The sequence below is a fragment of the Paenibacillus sp. E194 genome, from assembly GCF_000935845.1.
Taxonomy (GTDB): domain Bacteria; phylum Bacillota; class Bacilli; order Paenibacillales; family Paenibacillaceae; genus Paenibacillus_B; species Paenibacillus_B alvei_B.
This window is the reverse complement of the sequence record NZ_JMDX01000147.1, coordinates 1-15,722: the sequence shown is the minus strand read 5'-3', so window position 1 is coordinate 15,722 and position 15,722 is coordinate 1. Positions and strand designations below refer to the sequence as shown.

19 protein-coding genes and 1 pseudogene are annotated in these 15,722 nt (G+C 39.5%); 19 read left to right on the top strand and 1 reads right to left on the bottom strand.

Going from position 1 to position 15,722, the window contains the following annotated elements; translation table 11 throughout:
- Window positions 1-96: 96 nt before the first annotated feature.
- Window positions 97-588: a DinB family protein gene (locus tag AZ66_RS30010; RefSeq protein ID WP_052648649.1), complete on the top strand. Its 492-nt coding sequence runs from the start codon at window positions 97-99 to the stop codon at window positions 586-588.
- Between the two features lie 155 nt (window positions 589-743).
- On the opposite strand, the gene AZ66_RS19010 is transcribed toward AZ66_RS30010, so the two are convergent.
- Window positions 744-1,013 (bottom strand): hypothetical protein, encoded by a 270-nt coding sequence (locus AZ66_RS19010; protein WP_044356272.1) that lies wholly within the window; start codon window positions 1,011-1,013, stop codon window positions 744-746.
- Between the two features lie 237 nt (window positions 1,014-1,250).
- Between AZ66_RS19010 and AZ66_RS19005 the strand changes: the two genes are divergently transcribed.
- The 18 genes and pseudogenes from AZ66_RS19005 to AZ66_RS32845 all read left to right on the top strand — a co-directional run.
- The gene (locus AZ66_RS19005; RefSeq protein ID WP_044356271.1) at window positions 1,251-2,261 is read left to right on the top strand and encodes an alpha/beta fold hydrolase; all 1,011 of its coding nucleotides are present in this window, start codon (window positions 1,251-1,253) and stop codon (window positions 2,259-2,261) included.
- A 333-nt stretch (window positions 2,262-2,594) separates the two neighbouring features.
- Window positions 2,595-5,189, top strand: coding sequence for an alpha-L-rhamnosidase (locus AZ66_RS19000; protein ID WP_044356270.1), 2,595 nt, complete (start codon window positions 2,595-2,597; stop codon window positions 5,187-5,189).
- A gap of 150 nt (window positions 5,190-5,339) precedes the next feature.
- A complete protein-coding gene (locus tag AZ66_RS18995) occupies window positions 5,340-5,828 on the top strand; it encodes a GNAT family N-acetyltransferase (protein WP_044356268.1) in 489 nt (162 codons plus the stop codon).
- 167 nt (window positions 5,829-5,995) lie between these two features.
- The gene (locus AZ66_RS18990; RefSeq protein WP_044356266.1) at window positions 5,996-6,517 is read left to right on the top strand and encodes a GNAT family N-acetyltransferase; all 522 of its coding nucleotides are present in this window, start codon (window positions 5,996-5,998) and stop codon (window positions 6,515-6,517) included.
- A 271-nt stretch (window positions 6,518-6,788) separates the two neighbouring features.
- On the top strand, window positions 6,789-7,193 hold the full coding sequence (locus AZ66_RS18985; RefSeq protein WP_044356265.1) for a hypothetical protein: 405 nt from the start codon (window positions 6,789-6,791) through the stop codon (window positions 7,191-7,193).
- 250 nt (window positions 7,194-7,443) lie between these two features.
- On the top strand, window positions 7,444-7,866 hold the full coding sequence (locus AZ66_RS18980) for a hypothetical protein (protein WP_231586948.1): 423 nt from the start codon (window positions 7,444-7,446) through the stop codon (window positions 7,864-7,866).
- 208 nt (window positions 7,867-8,074) lie between these two features.
- Entirely contained in the window at window positions 8,075-8,293 is a 219-nt protein-coding gene (locus AZ66_RS18975) for a bacteriocin immunity protein (protein ID WP_044356264.1), read from the top strand.
- 540 nt (window positions 8,294-8,833) lie between these two features.
- Window positions 8,834-9,406, top strand: coding sequence for a DUF6933 domain-containing protein (locus AZ66_RS18970; protein WP_156160019.1), 573 nt, complete (start codon window positions 8,834-8,836; stop codon window positions 9,404-9,406).
- Window positions 9,407-9,565: 159 nt separating this feature from the next.
- Window positions 9,566-10,120 (top strand): GNAT family N-acetyltransferase, encoded by a 555-nt coding sequence (locus tag AZ66_RS18965; RefSeq protein ID WP_044356260.1) that lies wholly within the window; start codon window positions 9,566-9,568, stop codon window positions 10,118-10,120.
- Window positions 10,121-10,377: 257 nt separating this feature from the next.
- Complete coding sequence (locus tag AZ66_RS18960) at window positions 10,378-10,761, top strand: VOC family protein (RefSeq protein WP_044356259.1); 384 nt, start codon at window positions 10,378-10,380, stop codon at window positions 10,759-10,761.
- A gap of 240 nt (window positions 10,762-11,001) precedes the next feature.
- Complete coding sequence (locus AZ66_RS18955) at window positions 11,002-11,211, top strand: hypothetical protein (RefSeq protein ID WP_044356258.1); 210 nt, start codon at window positions 11,002-11,004, stop codon at window positions 11,209-11,211.
- Window positions 11,212-11,360: 149 nt separating this feature from the next.
- A complete protein-coding gene (locus AZ66_RS18950) occupies window positions 11,361-11,825 on the top strand; it encodes a GNAT family N-acetyltransferase (protein WP_052648646.1) in 465 nt (154 codons plus the stop codon).
- 23 nt (window positions 11,826-11,848) lie between these two features.
- Window positions 11,849-12,247: a VOC family protein gene (locus AZ66_RS18945; RefSeq protein ID WP_044356256.1), complete on the top strand. Its 399-nt coding sequence runs from the start codon at window positions 11,849-11,851 to the stop codon at window positions 12,245-12,247.
- Between the two features lie 166 nt (window positions 12,248-12,413).
- Window positions 12,414-13,274 (top strand): alpha/beta hydrolase, encoded by an 861-nt coding sequence (locus tag AZ66_RS18940; RefSeq protein ID WP_044356255.1) that lies wholly within the window; start codon window positions 12,414-12,416, stop codon window positions 13,272-13,274.
- 12 nt (window positions 13,275-13,286) lie between these two features.
- A complete protein-coding gene (locus tag AZ66_RS18935) occupies window positions 13,287-13,955 on the top strand; it encodes an HAD family hydrolase (RefSeq protein ID WP_044356254.1) in 669 nt (222 codons plus the stop codon).
- A 295-nt stretch (window positions 13,956-14,250) separates the two neighbouring features.
- Window positions 14,251-14,724: a GNAT family N-acetyltransferase gene (locus tag AZ66_RS18930; RefSeq protein ID WP_044356253.1), complete on the top strand. Its 474-nt coding sequence runs from the start codon at window positions 14,251-14,253 to the stop codon at window positions 14,722-14,724.
- 216 nt (window positions 14,725-14,940) lie between these two features.
- Window positions 14,941-15,402 (top strand): TetR/AcrR family transcriptional regulator, encoded by a 462-nt coding sequence (locus AZ66_RS18925; RefSeq protein ID WP_052648643.1) that lies wholly within the window; start codon window positions 14,941-14,943, stop codon window positions 15,400-15,402.
- 112 nt (window positions 15,403-15,514) lie between these two features.
- A pseudogene (locus tag AZ66_RS32845) lies at window positions 15,515-15,722 on the top strand (flavodoxin family protein); the annotation flags it as partial.

Genomic DNA, 15,722 nt, shown 5'->3' with positions numbered 1-15,722 from the left:
CGTTGGGAATTCATAATTTTTAGGCATTGAACTGATGGCAAGAGCGATATACGTAAGGAGAAGGTTGACTCTTTTATTCTAGATTGGAGTGAAGTATTGTGGAAGCAGTTCATTTTGGAGCATGAGGCGCTAAAGAGTTTTCAAATTTGGAGAAGATGGACAATCGAAGCATTGGAAAATGCAGACGCTGGAATTGTCGATACAATTCCAACCGGCTGCAATAATTCAATACGCTGGCATGCGGGTCACCTTGCTGTGGCATGGGATAGGGGGATTTTCCAGAATGTATTTAGGGAGAAGCGGTTGCCAGAACATTATGCGAGCTATTTTGCCAATGGAACAAGTCCTTCGCAATGGGATGGGGATGCTCCTGCTCTGGCGGAGATCATTACTCATTTGGAAGAGCAGTGTCTTGTGATCTGTGAACGCATGGCCGGTAAGTGGGATCAAGACTTGGTCAATCCTTTTCTTCAATTTACGAAGGCCAGTCACATGTTCTTCTTCTTGTTAAGTCATGAGGCCACGCATTTAGGCCAGATCAGGACATTCATCAAGACGCTTGAAACATCCCAGCCGAATCCAATCTAGGTACTTCGACGAAACAAGCATTTACTGTAGGTAATGTTATTATGCATGTCCGAAGGAGATCGAAGAAAAAAGAGCCGTGTACCGACTCTTTTGACAATAAACCTGCCAAATAGGAAGATGCGTAGTTTAAAAATCAGGTGAATACGATTGTGATGTTATTTGCGCTTTGTTTTTGGACGAACGCCGCGAGTGCCAACAGTACGCTTGCCATTTTTCACACTTCTGATTTCTACCGGACCTATAACTTCTTCTCTCTCAACAACCGTGAATACATGCTTAGGAATCGGGCAGCAATGATGACGGTTGATCACTTCGATCGGATGAATGATAGGCAGAATTTGAGGATGAAAGAAATCACGTATTACTGGTCTTGGCGGACATACGATTGGTTCTGCTGGCGGGCAGAATGGACGAGGACATACCATGAATAACAACTCCTTCTGTTGAGATGGTACATTATATTGGGGAACTTGGAATTGAGTCTGTACACCTGTACTGTCTCGTGAGAAAAATGCACAAATATGGGTGGGAGACCAGCAGTGCGATTGTGCATGTTGGCTTGCTTTGCGCGTGTTATTTAACAGCGGGTATACGTGCAAATGTGCATAGAACGAGCAGAGAAAGGGTATCTTTACCTCTATATTCGTTACGAGGTGAGACTGATGCCCAAGAGGCTTATTAATGGAATTCATCTGCACTACCATACGTATGGCACAGGTACGCCCATATTGTTCATTCATCCGCCACTGTTGACCTCGGCCAACTTTCGATATCAAGCGGCGCAATTATCGTCTACTCATCAAGTCATCACCTTCGATATTCGCGGCCATGGGGAGAGTGATACTTCCAAGGAACCTATTACGTATCCGCTCATTGTCCAAGATATGGTGAAGCTGCTTGACGAGCTTGGCATTAAGCAGGCCTATATATGTGGATACTCGACAGGCGGAGCCGTAGCGCTACAGGCGCTACTGTCTCATCCGCATCGATTCAAGGGAGGTATTCTCGTAAGTACGATGGCAGAAGCAAGCGATTACTGGCTAAGAGGAAGAATTGCGCTTGCGGTCGCACTGACGGCGATGAGGGCCAAGTCATTGCTTGCGTGGGCTATTTCGTTCGGAAATGCGGACAGCCGGAAGACATACCTGAACTTGAAACGTACGGCGATGCGTGGGGATATATCGAACTGGAAGCAGTATTATCAAGCGTCTTTGAAGCATCGCTGTACGGAGCAGTTGAAGAGTATTCAGGCGCCTATGCTGCTGATTTATGGCGAGAAGGACAAAGGTTTCCATCGTTATGCGGTCAAGCTGCAGCGATATTTGCCGCATTATCATTTGTATTGGCTGAAGGGGGCCAAGCACCAAATTCCGACGAAGCAAGCACGTGAGATGAACGGAATTATTGCACGGTGGGTGCGGAATCAAGAGCTGGCATCGGAAGTGAAGGAGGAGCTTCTTGCGAAGCGGACTGTGAAATCAATGCCGAAGCAGGAGGCTGCGAGTACTCAGTCGGAATGGGATGGAGCCGCAAGCGAGGCGAACACTGCAAATGCGGTGGAACCACCCTGGTACATGGAGGAAGAAGACTCGCGAGCAGCGGAGGCGCTGGATGTTCTGACTGCGGCGGAGTCGAGAGCAGTCGATGATCTTCATACAGATGAGCTGCATTGAGGGGCTGGCATTAGTTGGAGAACGAGTGATGTGAATAAGAAGTGGAATGTGGAATCTGGATTGTGATTGGATCAAGGTTCACGGAAATAAATGTTGAGAAGACGCGCAGCTGTGCTTGGTGCATTGGCGCGTCTTTTTTCTGCATGTTCGTCGTTTCTAATCCATTTTGGATGCTAGGGAATGAGAAAAGGATGGATAGATTTACAGAACATTCCTGCAACGATAATAGAGTTCATTTGATAGTTATTCCAAGTATAGTGACTTGAAGGTATAATTTATGGAAATATGCAGCAGTACTATGTTTCTATTACTCCATGAAATCAGGTGACGACTATGCTCATAGTGAAGAAGATACGGTGTGAGAACAAAGAGAATCCCATTGGCATTGAATTAGGAATGGTGTCGATAAGCTGGCAGTTAGATTCAGATCGTAGAAACGTGCTGCAGGCTGCTTATCATATTCAGGTCGCGTTGGATGATAGCTTCGAAGTTATGTTGCTGGATACAGGGATGATAGAGTCTGAACAGTGTCTGTGTATCCCATTAAGGGAGCTACAGCTAGAGCCAGAGACACGTTACTATTACCGGGTTAGCGTGTGGGATCAATATGGTGAATCATCAGCTTGGTCTGTTTTGGCTTATTGGGAGACAGGATTGCAAGCTGAAGAAGGCTGGGTTGCCGACTGGATTGCAGCTCCTCAAGAACAGACGCAGGTAATGTCATTTGAGAGAGAGATTGCTGTTCATAAGCCGCTACGGCAGGCACGTCTCTATATAAGTAGTCTAGGAGTATATGAAGCTTCGCTGAATGGGGAGCGTATCGGAGACAGCTACTTTACGCCAGGCTGGACGAGCTACGATCAACATTTGCAATATCAGACCTATGATGTGACAGGGTTGTTGGAGGCGAATAATAAGCTGCATAGGTTGCGGGTACTGATCGGCAATGGTTGGTATAAAGGGCGCCTCACGGTGCGCAGCGGACGCAACAATTATGGGGAACGGCGGGCATTGATCGCACAGCTTCATATTTGGTACGAGGATGGAAGTAAAGAAATCATTGTTACGGATGAGAGCTGGACAGTTGCGGAATCACCGATATTGATGTCGGAAATCTATGACGGGGAAGTATATGATGCGCGACTAGAACAGCAGGTTCATCGATCCTCTGCGTGTGTAGAAGTAATTGACCATGCCAAACACATATTAACAGCGCAAGTGAATGAGCCGATTCGCGTCACGAAACGGCTGAAGCCTGTTACAATCACGAAGCTGCCCAACCATGAATGGTTACTTGATATGGGTCAAAATATGGTGGGCTGGGTTCGTTTTACAGTTCGCCATGCTTACGCTGGCGCTCACATTGTACTACAGCATGCTGAGATATTGGACAGCAACGGAGTATTCTACACAGGTAATCTGCGCAAGGCGAAACAGCAGATCGTCTATATCGCCAAGGGGGTAGAGGAGGAAACCTTTGAGCCGCATTTTACGTATCAAGGCTTTCGTTATGTGAAGGTCAGCGGCTTGTTCCAGCCTCCGAAGCTTGAGGATTTCGAAGGGGTGGTGCTGCATTCGGATATGCCAGTGGCCGCTGCGTTCGAGACATCGAATCCGCTGCTGAATCAGCTCCATCATAATGTGGAATGGTCGCAGCGGGGGAACTTCTTCGATGTGCCAACAGACTGTCCGCAGCGGGATGACCGGCTTGGCTGGACGGGGGATGCTCAAGTCTTCATCGGTTCAGGCGCACATCTAATGGACGTCAATCTGTTCTTTGCGAAATGGTTCAAGGATGTTCGTATGGAGCAGCATGAGAATGGCGCTATTCCGGTTACGATACCGGATATTTTCAGCAAATGGGATGATTTCGATTGGGAGACATCGGCGGGCTGGGGCGATGCCGTTGTGATTATTCCATGGGTTCACTATTTGCACTATGGGGACAAGTCCATACTGAAGCAGAACTATACTAGTATGAAAAGGTATATCGACTACATACGCGAGCAAGGTGACAACGAGTATATATGGGATACCGGCTATCATTTGGGAGATTGGCTAGCACTGGATGCGAAGCCCGATACCTATGATGGCAGCACGGATAAGAGCTTTATCGCGACTGCTTACTATGCATATTCGACCTCCTTGCTGCAGCGTATTGCGGTTATTCTGGGCGAGGTGGAGGATGCTCGGTACTATAGCAGCTTGCACGGGCATATTCTTCAAGCACTTCAGGATGAGTTCATTACGCCGAATGGCAGACTGGCGTCTGATACGCAGACCGCACATGTGCTGGTCTTGATGTTCAATCTAGCTGGTGAGCGCGTGAAGGAACGCGCTGTGAAACGCTTGGTGGAATTGTTGAAGCTAGAGAAGGATCATTTGACGACCGGATTTCTAGGGACACCGTACTTGAACCTCGTCTTGAGTCAATGGGGACATCACGAGCTTGCGTGCAAGCTCTTATTCCAAGAGGATTATCCGTCATGGTTCTATCAGGTGAAGAAAGGCGCAACCACCATATGGGAGCATTGGGACGGCATTAAGGAGGATGGCTCATTATGGAATGACAGTATGAATTCCTACAACCATTACGCCTACGGTTCCATTATCGAGTGGGTGTACCGCTATGTCGTCGGCTTGGAAATTGATGAGGAGCAGCCTGCGTATAAGCATTTCTATTTGCAGCCGCATTTCGGTTATGGGCTAGATTGGCTGCGAGTGAAGCGGGAGACGGCGTACGGCGAGATTGCGATTGGATGGAAGCTGGAGGATGGGATGGCCGAGCTGACGGTGAGCATTCCAGCCAATACGACTGCGACACTGCGAATCGACAACCAGATCTGGGAGCCTGTTGAAGAATATGAAACGACGCTCGGTTCAGGGACGCATCGGTTGCAGTACCGTCATCTAGATGACCGGATTTGATCGAGGAAGTTATGTATATTGGGGGTACATCCATTATAAGTAGGTGGATGTGCCCTTTTGTTTGTGAGGATTATATTTCCAATAAGAGGTTTCAAAGTTATACTTAGAAGAAGGAAATTCTTGAAATCCTATTATTGAGGTGAATCTGAGATGTCAGTAGTCAAAGTTGAGTTGAATCAGAAAATAATTTTAAAACACCTGATGACATTGTTTCTTCATGACTTATCGGAATTTAACGAAGAACAGGAATTTAATCAAGAGAGTGGTTTATTTGAATTTGATGCTTTTGAATGGTTTTTTGAGAAGGAAGGTTTATTTCCATTTTTTATTAAGCATGAGGATGATATTATCGGTTTTATTTTACTTCAAAGCTCTCCTTATACGAATCCAGAGCGATATGATTATTTGATTAATTCGTTTTTCATTCTAAAGAAATATCGTAGGAAAGGCTTAGGAAAACAAGCTGTTCAAGATTTATTTCAACAATGTCCTGGAAGGTATGCAATAGGCCAACTATCTAATAATATTCCCGCAATTCAATTCTGGAGAAAAATTTATGAATATATGAATGTAGAATTTCAAGAAAAAGAAGAGATGGATGAAGGTCTTAAGATAAGATATCAATATTTGGAGATCTGATTTTGTAAAAAAGATTATTACGTATTTCAGGAAGGCATAGATGCCAAAAGGTTATAAGAAAGCATTGGAAATAAATTTAAACAGAAGAAATGTTACACTCATTATATATAGTTATGGATAAGTGTTTGTAATATCTGCATTAATTAATCCTAAGAGGTGATTATATTATGCGAATAAGAAAAGCCACGATAAACGATGCAGAAGGAATTGCAAAAGTTCATGTGGATAGTTGGAGAACAACTTACAAAGGTGTTATCCCAGATGATTTCTTGTCAAAATTATCATATAAAAAAAGAACTGATTTATGGATCAAAAATATTGAAAAAGAAGATAATTTTGTAGTTCTAGCAGAGAACCCAGAAGGACAAATTGTTGGATTTGCAGATTGTGGTAAGAGAGAAACAAATATAGTTCCTAATTCAGGTGACTTAACATCTATATATATACTTAAGGAATATCACGGAAGAGGTTTAGGAAAAGAACTACTCAGACAACTGTTTCTACAGTTTAAATTTTTAGGATATCACAACATTTATGTTGATGTTCTAGAAGATAACAAGACCCGCTATTTTTATGAACATTATGGTGCTAAATTATGTGATTCAACTCAGATAATAATTGGGGGAAAAGTTCTGAATGAATTAATTTATGAATGGGATAACATTGACGAGGTCATAGCGAAATTATAACCTTACTATACTTTAAAAACAACAATTAATAATTTGTATTTCAATGGAGTCGATGACTTCACTTAACACCGTATTTACACTGCGGGGCTTACGCCCATTGATTCGCTCAAGGAAATTCGGAGAAGTTTGATCAGGATGACACATCCTCACCGACTAAGCGCATCGCGCTCAGCGACTTTGTCGCCTCAAGTCGGTGGGGTCGTGAACACAAGAATGTAATATGTAATTGCCTAAAGCATGATAAAAGAAGAAAAGAAAGGAACATAAACGTATGTGGGTTCCTTATGAAACATTAAGAAAGCATCCTCCAGATTTCCTTGTTGAATATCGTTTTTTTACACCTGAAGAAGGTGGAAGACGAAATCTTCCTTATCAAGGATATCGAAGTGATTTTGCTATAGAATCGGATTTTATGAATAATACAATAGATTTAAGGGTGATACACCCCGAATTTGAAGATGAGTATGGAAATCTTATTATGGACGAATCAAAACAAGTAAACAGAAGTGGAACAGCAAGAATGTGGATTCTATTTCCTAGTTCTAGAGCACGTCATAGCAAAACATTAGAAGTAGGAATGAAGGGATATTTTATGGAAGGACCTAAAAAGGTAGCAGGAGCAGAAATAGTTCAAATCATCGGACTACTAACAAATTCTTGTATTGAAGATTATTGAATTTTGGAAGCTTGCTCAAAGCAGAGGCAAGTACATATTGCATTATATTCACGCATCGGGGCATTCGCCCCTTGGCCCGCAGAAGCATTTGGCAGGGAAGCTGGATTTACGAACACATCCGACTTCATCGGACGTCCTGAATACAGGAAAGTTAGTATGAATTTTTTTGGGGGGATATACAATTAAAATCCCATTAACTAGTGTAAAAGCAATCATTATTTTCATTTTTCTTTTAGGGGTAATATATCTCTTGTTTGTTGATTCAAACAATGTCACAAAGGAGATTCAAATAAAACAAATCGCAAGTACTGAGATGTCCAAGGCGGTATATACAAAAGAAGGATCTGGTGCATTCATCAATTGGGTAGATATTAAATTAGGGCAAGACGAAGTTGAAAATATTGCAAACTGGATTAATTCCGTACCTGAATCAGAAATTATCGAGTTGAACCAAATACCTTCAAATAAAAGCATTAATGCAGGGATTGTGTTTAAATTAAAGACCAATAAAGAGATACGAATTCAATACGATCTTGAAAAGATATATATAACGAGAACAGATCTAAAAAAAAGCCACGTTGTTTATTCAATCAATCAGGAAGAGTTGAAAAAATTTTTTGATACACAGCTTAAGGGTTTTTATTTTGGGGAAGACAAAGTAAGGGAACTCTGAAAGAATTTCACCCACATCATATAGCAATATTCACGTCGCAGGGCTATCGTCCTTAGGTTATCAGATATATAATCATGGAAGTAGGTCAGACAACAAACGCTCCAGCCTAAGATATGAGCTTTCTAGGGCTGGGGCGTTTCGTGAATACAAAACGTTAGACGAAAGTGACTATAACATAATAGAGAACTTTTTATTTGAGAGGTAAAGAATGAACAACAAAAAACTAAGTAGAGATGAATTGATTATTCTCGTAAGAAAAATTATGAAATGTGAAGGATCAGAGCAAGAAATAGATGAGATGATGAATTTACTTGAAAGTAATGTGCCAGATCCACAGGTCTCAGATTTAATATTTTGGAGTGATATCGAATATAGCCCAGAAGAGATAGTCGATAAAGCAATGAGCTACAAACCTATTATTTTGTAAAGTATATATTAATTCGATACTAGAAGTAATTGATGGCTATAGTGACATAAGTCTCGAAATAGATTTGATTAATAAAGATACCAAAAGCTCAATAAGAGAGGGTATAGTACTGCATGATAAATATATGGAAATGACTTAACGGGGTTCCTTACACATTTCGTGACTTCTTAAATGAGCCAGCGTTTGTATTTGAAGAAACAACATTTATTATTTGGACTCAATATGAGAAAGAACAGTGGTTGGGTAGTAAGGATTATAGTGAAGAATATTGTGGCTTATTACAGATCTTGTTAGGTGGGGCCGAATATTATCATTCTTGGGCATCTCAGTATTATGAAATTGATTTAGAATTAGCTCTAGTTATAAGGATGTTTGAATTAGAACCAATAGATAATAGTGTGCTTAATGTTAAATAGGCATTGAAATTAATTCAGTGATGTGCAGACATCTCTAATATTTATGCAGCGGCTCCTAACGGAGCCTTGGTCTGCAGAACTGGATTTCGGAGAGGCATTTCGGCAGGCAACCCCGTCGGGGTTCATGAATACAGAGACGTTAGATGAAACCACTGCAAAGATTTTATTAAAACCAAAAATAGAGGTGATTTTTGTGCTTGTGATCCGAGGGACTAAAAAATTATTACAAGACTTGAAAATTGAAAGAACAATAACAAAAATAGACAGTTCTGATTCTTTTTTTAGCTGGCATGCGAATGTAGTTGTAATAAATAGGAGAAAGCACCTTATCTTTATGAATGATTTATCGAGACTTAGTTTGACGATAGTAGGAGTAAGAAGTACTCAATATAAAAACCTAAAAAATATCTTTTTGAAAGAATTAACCGATTATTTAATTAGTGAAAACATTAATGAGGCAAGAATAAATCAATATACAAATGATTGTGCAGCTATTATATTTACAACCACAAATAACAGAAGTGTAATAAGCACAATGAATGACGTCGTGTTAATAATGCAGAATATAAGTTTCGATTTTGCAAATTATATTGAGCTAAATAAATGGAATAATGATAGTTTTTATAAACCGATTAATTACTCCAAGCCAATAGAAGTATTTAAACAAGAGATCGAAAATCGATATTCGAGGGAATGATAGAGTCGAATTTGTTTTTTATTTCCAATATAGGAACGTTTGTACGCAGATGTGAAAAAAGGTAAAATATAACTAAAGTTGAATCTTAGGTGGGCGTGGCTTTACTTCGGATAATTGTGGGCTAAAATATGTACCAATCCAGGTACACGGAGGGGAAATATGCTATACGGACAACGAGTAACATTAAGGCCTGTTGTTGAAGAGGATTGGGAACAACGATATGCATGGCTGTCTGATCCTGTAGTTAACCGAACGTTACCATCAGGGAGTGGTATGCCCCTAACACCTGAAGTGGTCAGAGAACGTACACGGAGGTTTGCACAAACAGATCTATCAGCTGTCTATTTTTATTTTACCATAATAAAAGAAGACTGCATCGCGATTGGCAGTACCCAATTGTTTAACATCCATCCTTGGTCCAAGCATGCTGAATTTGGTATTTGGATTGGGGACAAAACGGTATGGGGGCAAGGTTACGCTACAGAAGTGACAGGTGTTGTCCTGAGTTTTGCGTTCGAGCGTTTAAACCTTCATAAGGTGTATTTGACGGTAGATGCTGATAATCCTGGTGCTATTCGGAGTTATGAAAAGGCTGGTTTCAAGAAGGATGGCATACTAAGAGACGAAGTCTATAAAAATGGCCAATATGTAGATCGTATAATGATGAGTATTTTGAAGCATGAATATTTAAAGCTATCTAATTGTTCCAAGTAACAAAGCGTGTAGGGTCAAATAAAACTAAAAAAAGTCAAGTTGTTTATTGAAAAAATATCACCCACATCATATAGCACTGTGGTCACGCTGCAGGGCTATCGCCCTTCGGTTATCAGATGTATAATCATGGAAGTCGGTCAGACAACAAACGCCCCACCCTAAGATAAGTGCTTTCTAGGGCTGGGGCGTTTCGTGAATACAAAACGTTAGATAAAACCACAAAGAGTTTGAAATTATTCATTTTAGGAGTGAAGAAGATGAGTGATGCTTTTCTAACAAAATTAGAACACATGCAAATTCCAGTCAAAGACTTGGATGAATCAATTGAGTGGTATGTATCGCACCTTGGATTCAAATTATCAGGAAAGTCTAAAGAGCATCATCATGCCTTTTTAACATTGGAAGAAGGGCCAATGTTAATGTTGTGGGAAACCAATGAAATAACAAGTGCTAACTTCATGTTTAATGGACAAGAGATGCCTGTGTTGCTCTACAACACCAAGCAAATTCATCAGTTCCATGATTATCTGAAAGAAATTGAAGCTGAAATTACTTTTTATAAAGATGAAGGATTCGGATGGGTTCTTAAATTCGTAGATCTCAATGGGAACATGTGGGGAGCAATTCAATTAAATGAATAGCAAATGAAATTGAAAGTGGAGTCAGAGTGGGTTCGTCTAACAACACAATATCCACTCTTTGGACCATTCTACCTTGATTCAACCGGAGTTAGATGCGGATTCGGGGATGTAGTTGGCAAGGAAGCGTAATTAGCGGTACCTCTCTCCACCTAACCGCATCGCGGTTAAAGTGAAGGTACGTCGTGAATACAACGTTATCTGAAAGCCCCAAGAGCGAATTACTAACGAAAGGAGATTCATATGAAACAAACTAGAATTATTCTTTCTATAGTTTCAATATTCTTAGGAATCATTATTATTTCAATTTCAAAGATTGTCGAAGAATTCGTAATCAAACTCGGTCGAGTTGCATACCAAGCAGCCGCCGCAGGATCATACAATCCGCAAGACTATGAAATAAATCTAACTATCAATTATTGGTTAGGATTTTTTGTATTATTGTTGGATTAATATTTCTTTTTAAGGAATCAATCCAGAAATATTTTAATAAAGTTCGAGAGTCTTCGGAGCCGTAAGGTAGTGAGGCGTCGTGAATACAAGAACGTTATCTGAAATTCTGTTGAATTTAATTTAAGAAAATCAAGGATGGAGATCTCAATTTGAAAGAAGTATATCAAACTCTTGTAATCGAAGAAGTAAGTATAGACACTCAAGAAGATGCTAAACTTATTGTTTTAGCTGGACTACAGGAGAGATTTGGCTCATTGGATGAATCATTAAATCAAGATCTCAATGAAATCGTCCTTAATTATAGTAGTAGGGGAAATCACTTTTTGGTTGGCAGAATAAATACAAAAGTTATTTGCACTGGTGCATTAATTCGTGAAGAGGTTGATACAGGGAGAATTGTTAGAATGTCAGTACAAAAAGAATATCGAAGACATGGATTAGCTCAAAAAATGTTAAAAGAGCTTGAAAGAAGAGCACAAGTTAAAGGATTCAAGAGAATTGTGTTAGAAACGACAAATTCCTGGCATGATGCAATTTCTTTTTATAAGAAAAATGAGTATAAAGAATTTGATAGAAATGAATATGAAGTACATATGGTAAAAAGTTTATTTTAATGGTATTTGGGATGGAGATAACAATGATTTTTGAGATGACTACTCAATTTCGGGTATCAAATATGGAAGAAGGACAGAAGTGGTATGAAACGCTCTTACATAGAAAGCCTGATTTTATTCCACATGAAGGGTTTGCGGAGTGGGAACTGATTCCCGGATGTTGGTTACAGATTGCAGAAGGAATACCTTCTGAAGGAAATGGACCATTACGTTTAGGAACAACGAATATTGAAGCTGAAAAAGATAGATTAATTGAACTGTTAGAAATAGATGATTTTGAAATTTACTCAAGATCAGAGGTTCCAGTCAAATGGGGAACCTTTACAGATCCTTGGGGAAATCGCCTTGGATTTTTTGAGTACTTGGATAAGAACGAAGAACGAGAACGTATAAAGATGATCATTGGAACGAAAGTTTCTTAATCAAAGAATATGGGACAGTGACGTCTCTTGGTTGTTAGATGTATAATCGTGGAAAAGCTCAGACGACAAACGCTCCAGCCTAAGATAAGAGTTATCGGCTGGGGCGTTTTACGAATACAGAAACGCTAGCTGAAATGCTCGGTAATAACGAAAGGAGGAATAAGTCGTGAAGGATACGAAGGTCTATAAAGAAGTAAATAATTGTTCTATAAGTGCAGATATTTATTATCAAGGTAGGAATTCTCCGGTGATCTTGTATATTCATGGAGGGGCGTTAATTTTTGGGGTAAGATCATGGTTATCCTCCGATCAAATTGAATATTTCAGACGATCTGGCTTTAGTATAGTCAATATTGATTATCGACTTGCTCCTGAAACTGGATTTGAGGAGATCATTGAAGACATAAGGGATGCAATTACTTGGGTAAGAACGAAAGCAATCGAATGGTATGATTTCGATGTAAGTAATATTGCAGTTATGGGTAGTTCAGCTGGTGGCTATCTCAGCTTATTAATTGGAACAATGGATATTAGACCTAAAGTGATCGTTTCATTTTATGGTTATGGGGATATTCTTGGGGAATGGCTCTCTAAACCAAGTGAATACTACTGTCAGAAACCAATTATTAATAAGGAAACAGCCTGTCAGCATGTCGGGGATAGTGAAATTACGAATGGCCAATGGGAACGATTTAATTATTATTTATATTGCCGGCAGCATGGTGTCTGGTTAAAAGAAGTAACGGGAATCATTAATGAACATGAACATAATAAATTAATTCAATATAACCCAATCAATAATATAACGGGAGAATTCCCCCCAACAATATTTCTTCATGGTGATCAAGATACAGATGTACCCTACGAACAATCAGTATTAATGCACAAGAAGTTAAAGGAAAAGGGAGTAGCTACTAAGTTAATAACTATAAAAGGAGCGGATCATGTTTTTGATCAGAACTTTAGTGACCTACAAGTTCAAAACGCATTTGAAGATGTGATTGATTTTTTAAGAACACATTTGTGAGTGAGGTATCCTATGAGGCATCAATTAAAAGGCATTGTATTTGATATGGATAATACGATTTTAAGCTCAAAAATTGACTTCCAAGCCATGAAGAATGAAACCTATCAATTTCTCTTATCGAAAGAAATCCTATCCGATGGATATAATCTTGATTACCATACAACATCAACTATTGTTGAAGAAGCAATACAAACGAATCGAATGACTGAAGTGTTACGAAATGAAATGTGGGATATTGCAAAGAAGCATGAAGTGTGTGGAATGCAGGGGGCAGACTTGGAGCCTGGTGCAGTGGAGATCCTTAGTGAACTCAAAGGTAGATATCACATTGCAATTGTAACGAATAATTCTGTTGAAGCTGCAGAAATCGCATTAAGAGATAATGGTATTTTTGAGTATTTTGATTTCATTATTGGTAGGGAGTTAATGAAAGCAATGAAGCCTTTACCTGATGGATATTTGCGAGTGTTGGATAAGTTTAAGCATTCAGCGAATGAATGGCTCTCTGTAGGCGATTCATGGATAGATGGAAAGGCATCAATAAGCGCAGGGATAAGGTTCATAGCTTATCGATCAGATAAAGAAATGATGAAGCAGATGAAAGTGTACCCCACTGCAGAATTGTCCAATCTCTTGGAATTGATGAGTTTGATTGAGCAAATCGAAGAAGGTCCAGTGTGAAAACTCTGTAAGAGCTACTAAATATGATAGGTGGAGGATATGATTTGGCCTTAGGGTACTTAATGAGATCGAAAAACATTCAATTTAGGAGAACCAAGATAGAGGACTTATACTTCATTATCTCTTTAGAAAAACAGCCAGATAGCAAGAATTATTTCTTGGACTAGGGATAAACATCAAGAAGCATTGGGAAGCCATGATTTTATACATATTATTGTAGAGAACTCAAATAGTCAGAAGATTGGATACTTAATATTATCAGGAATATCAAATGGTATCTGGAAGGAGTAATAAAATGGATATCACGTTAATCAAGGCAGGGCTTAATGAAGCATCGATTATTCACGAAATGCAAGTCACAGCATTTATGCCGCTGTTAAATAAATATCAAGATTATGAAACCAGCCCTGCTAATGAACCTATGGAACGAATAATTGATCGAATAAATCAATCGTTTACGGATTATTACATTATAAAAAGTTCAAATATTTCAATAGGTGCAATTAGAATTGTAAGGAAAGAGAATAAAATCTATCGCGTCAGCCCAATATTTATTTTACCTGAGCATCAAGGGAAAGGAATTGCACACAAGGTATTTTCTATAATCGAAGATATATATAGCGATGCGCGAATTTGGGAATTGGATACCATATTACAAGAGCAGGGGAATTGTTATCTCTATGAAAAATTAGGTTATCAAAAGACAGGGGAATTAGTGCAAATTAACGATAAAATGACAATTGTGTTTTACGAAAAACGTTTGATTTAGCATTAACACGCAACATCAACAAAAGCCCTAGCCTGAATAGCTTCTAAGGCTGGGGTTTTTCGTGAATACCGGAAATTAATACGTGAGGAAGTGAAAGAGGGATTCTAGGTTGAATGTGTTATTTTGTTAGTTTTGTTACTAAAAAACTTGACACTGTAAAGATTGTTTATTATGATCTTTACAGTGTCAAGTTATATGAAAGGAAGTATATATCAAATGAAAGAAAAACCATATCATCACGGTGATTTGCGAAATAAACTTATAGAAGCTGGTATAGGGCTTATTAATGAAGATGGTTTAAAAGGTTTTTCCCTGCGTAAGGTCGCAGCGAAATGCAACGTCAGTCATGCCGCACCATACAGTCATTTTAAAGATATAGACGAGTTAATTTATGCTATGGGCGAGCATGTAACGGAGCGATTTATGGATAAGATGCGTACATCAATTCGTGGACAGGAAAACAGTCTCGAAGCAACCTCGCTGCTAGGGCAGGCTTATATTTCTTTTTTTATTGGAAATCCGCAATATTTTCAGTTCCTTTTCTATCACTCAGGATTAACCATTGATTTGGACAATGATAACGCCAATGATTATCCGCCATTTGCTTTATTCAGGACAACGGCGTATCAAATGTTTCACAGCCTAGGATTGCCAGAGGAAGCTTATTCAGAAAACTGATTGTTCTTTGGTCAATGGTACACGGCATAGCCTCGCTGCTTACCAATCAGGGTATCCGATATTCCGGGGACTGGATTCATGTTTTTATAAACAATTGTATTAAGGAGATAGAATGATGAAAATGATTATACATGATTTGAATCAGCAAGAATTCATGGCGTTGTATGATAACCAAAATACAGACGTAACGGTTATATCAGACAATGGCACAATCCGTAAATGTATTGGTTGCTTTGGATGCTGGATCAGAACACCGGGAGAATGCGTTATAAAGGATGGTTATGACAATATGGGTGAACTTCTTTCAAAATGCCATGAGC

Coding starts and splice junctions, on each gene's coding strand:
- AZ66_RS18995 (WP_044356268.1), top strand. CDS start 5,340: ATGTCAGTAGTCAAAGTTGAGTTGAATCAGAAAATAATTTTAAAACAC.
- AZ66_RS18990 (WP_044356266.1), top strand. CDS start 5,996: ATGCGAATAAGAAAAGCCACGATAAACGATGCAGAAGGAATTGCAAAA.
- AZ66_RS18925 (WP_052648643.1), top strand. CDS start 14,941: ATGAAAGAAAAACCATATCATCACGGTGATTTGCGAAATAAACTTATA.
- AZ66_RS19010 (WP_044356272.1), bottom strand. CDS start 1,013: ATGGTATGTCCTCGTCCATTCTGCCCGCCAGCAGAACCAATCGTATGT.
- AZ66_RS18985 (WP_044356265.1), top strand. CDS start 6,789: ATGTGGGTTCCTTATGAAACATTAAGAAAGCATCCTCCAGATTTCCTT.
- AZ66_RS18930 (WP_044356253.1), top strand. CDS start 14,251: ATGGATATCACGTTAATCAAGGCAGGGCTTAATGAAGCATCGATTATT.
- AZ66_RS18975 (WP_044356264.1), top strand. CDS start 8,075: ATGAACAACAAAAAACTAAGTAGAGATGAATTGATTATTCTCGTAAGA.
- AZ66_RS18960 (WP_044356259.1), top strand. CDS start 10,378: ATGAGTGATGCTTTTCTAACAAAATTAGAACACATGCAAATTCCAGTC.
- AZ66_RS19005 (WP_044356271.1), top strand. CDS start 1,251: ATGCCCAAGAGGCTTATTAATGGAATTCATCTGCACTACCATACGTAT.
- AZ66_RS18945 (WP_044356256.1), top strand. CDS start 11,849: ATGATTTTTGAGATGACTACTCAATTTCGGGTATCAAATATGGAAGAA.
- AZ66_RS19000 (WP_044356270.1), top strand. CDS start 2,595: ATGCTCATAGTGAAGAAGATACGGTGTGAGAACAAAGAGAATCCCATT.
- AZ66_RS18970 (WP_156160019.1), top strand. CDS start 8,834: ATGAATACAGAGACGTTAGATGAAACCACTGCAAAGATTTTATTAAAA.
- AZ66_RS18965 (WP_044356260.1), top strand. CDS start 9,566: ATGCTATACGGACAACGAGTAACATTAAGGCCTGTTGTTGAAGAGGAT.
- AZ66_RS18955 (WP_044356258.1), top strand. CDS start 11,002: ATGAAACAAACTAGAATTATTCTTTCTATAGTTTCAATATTCTTAGGA.
- AZ66_RS18935 (WP_044356254.1), top strand. CDS start 13,287: ATGAGGCATCAATTAAAAGGCATTGTATTTGATATGGATAATACGATT.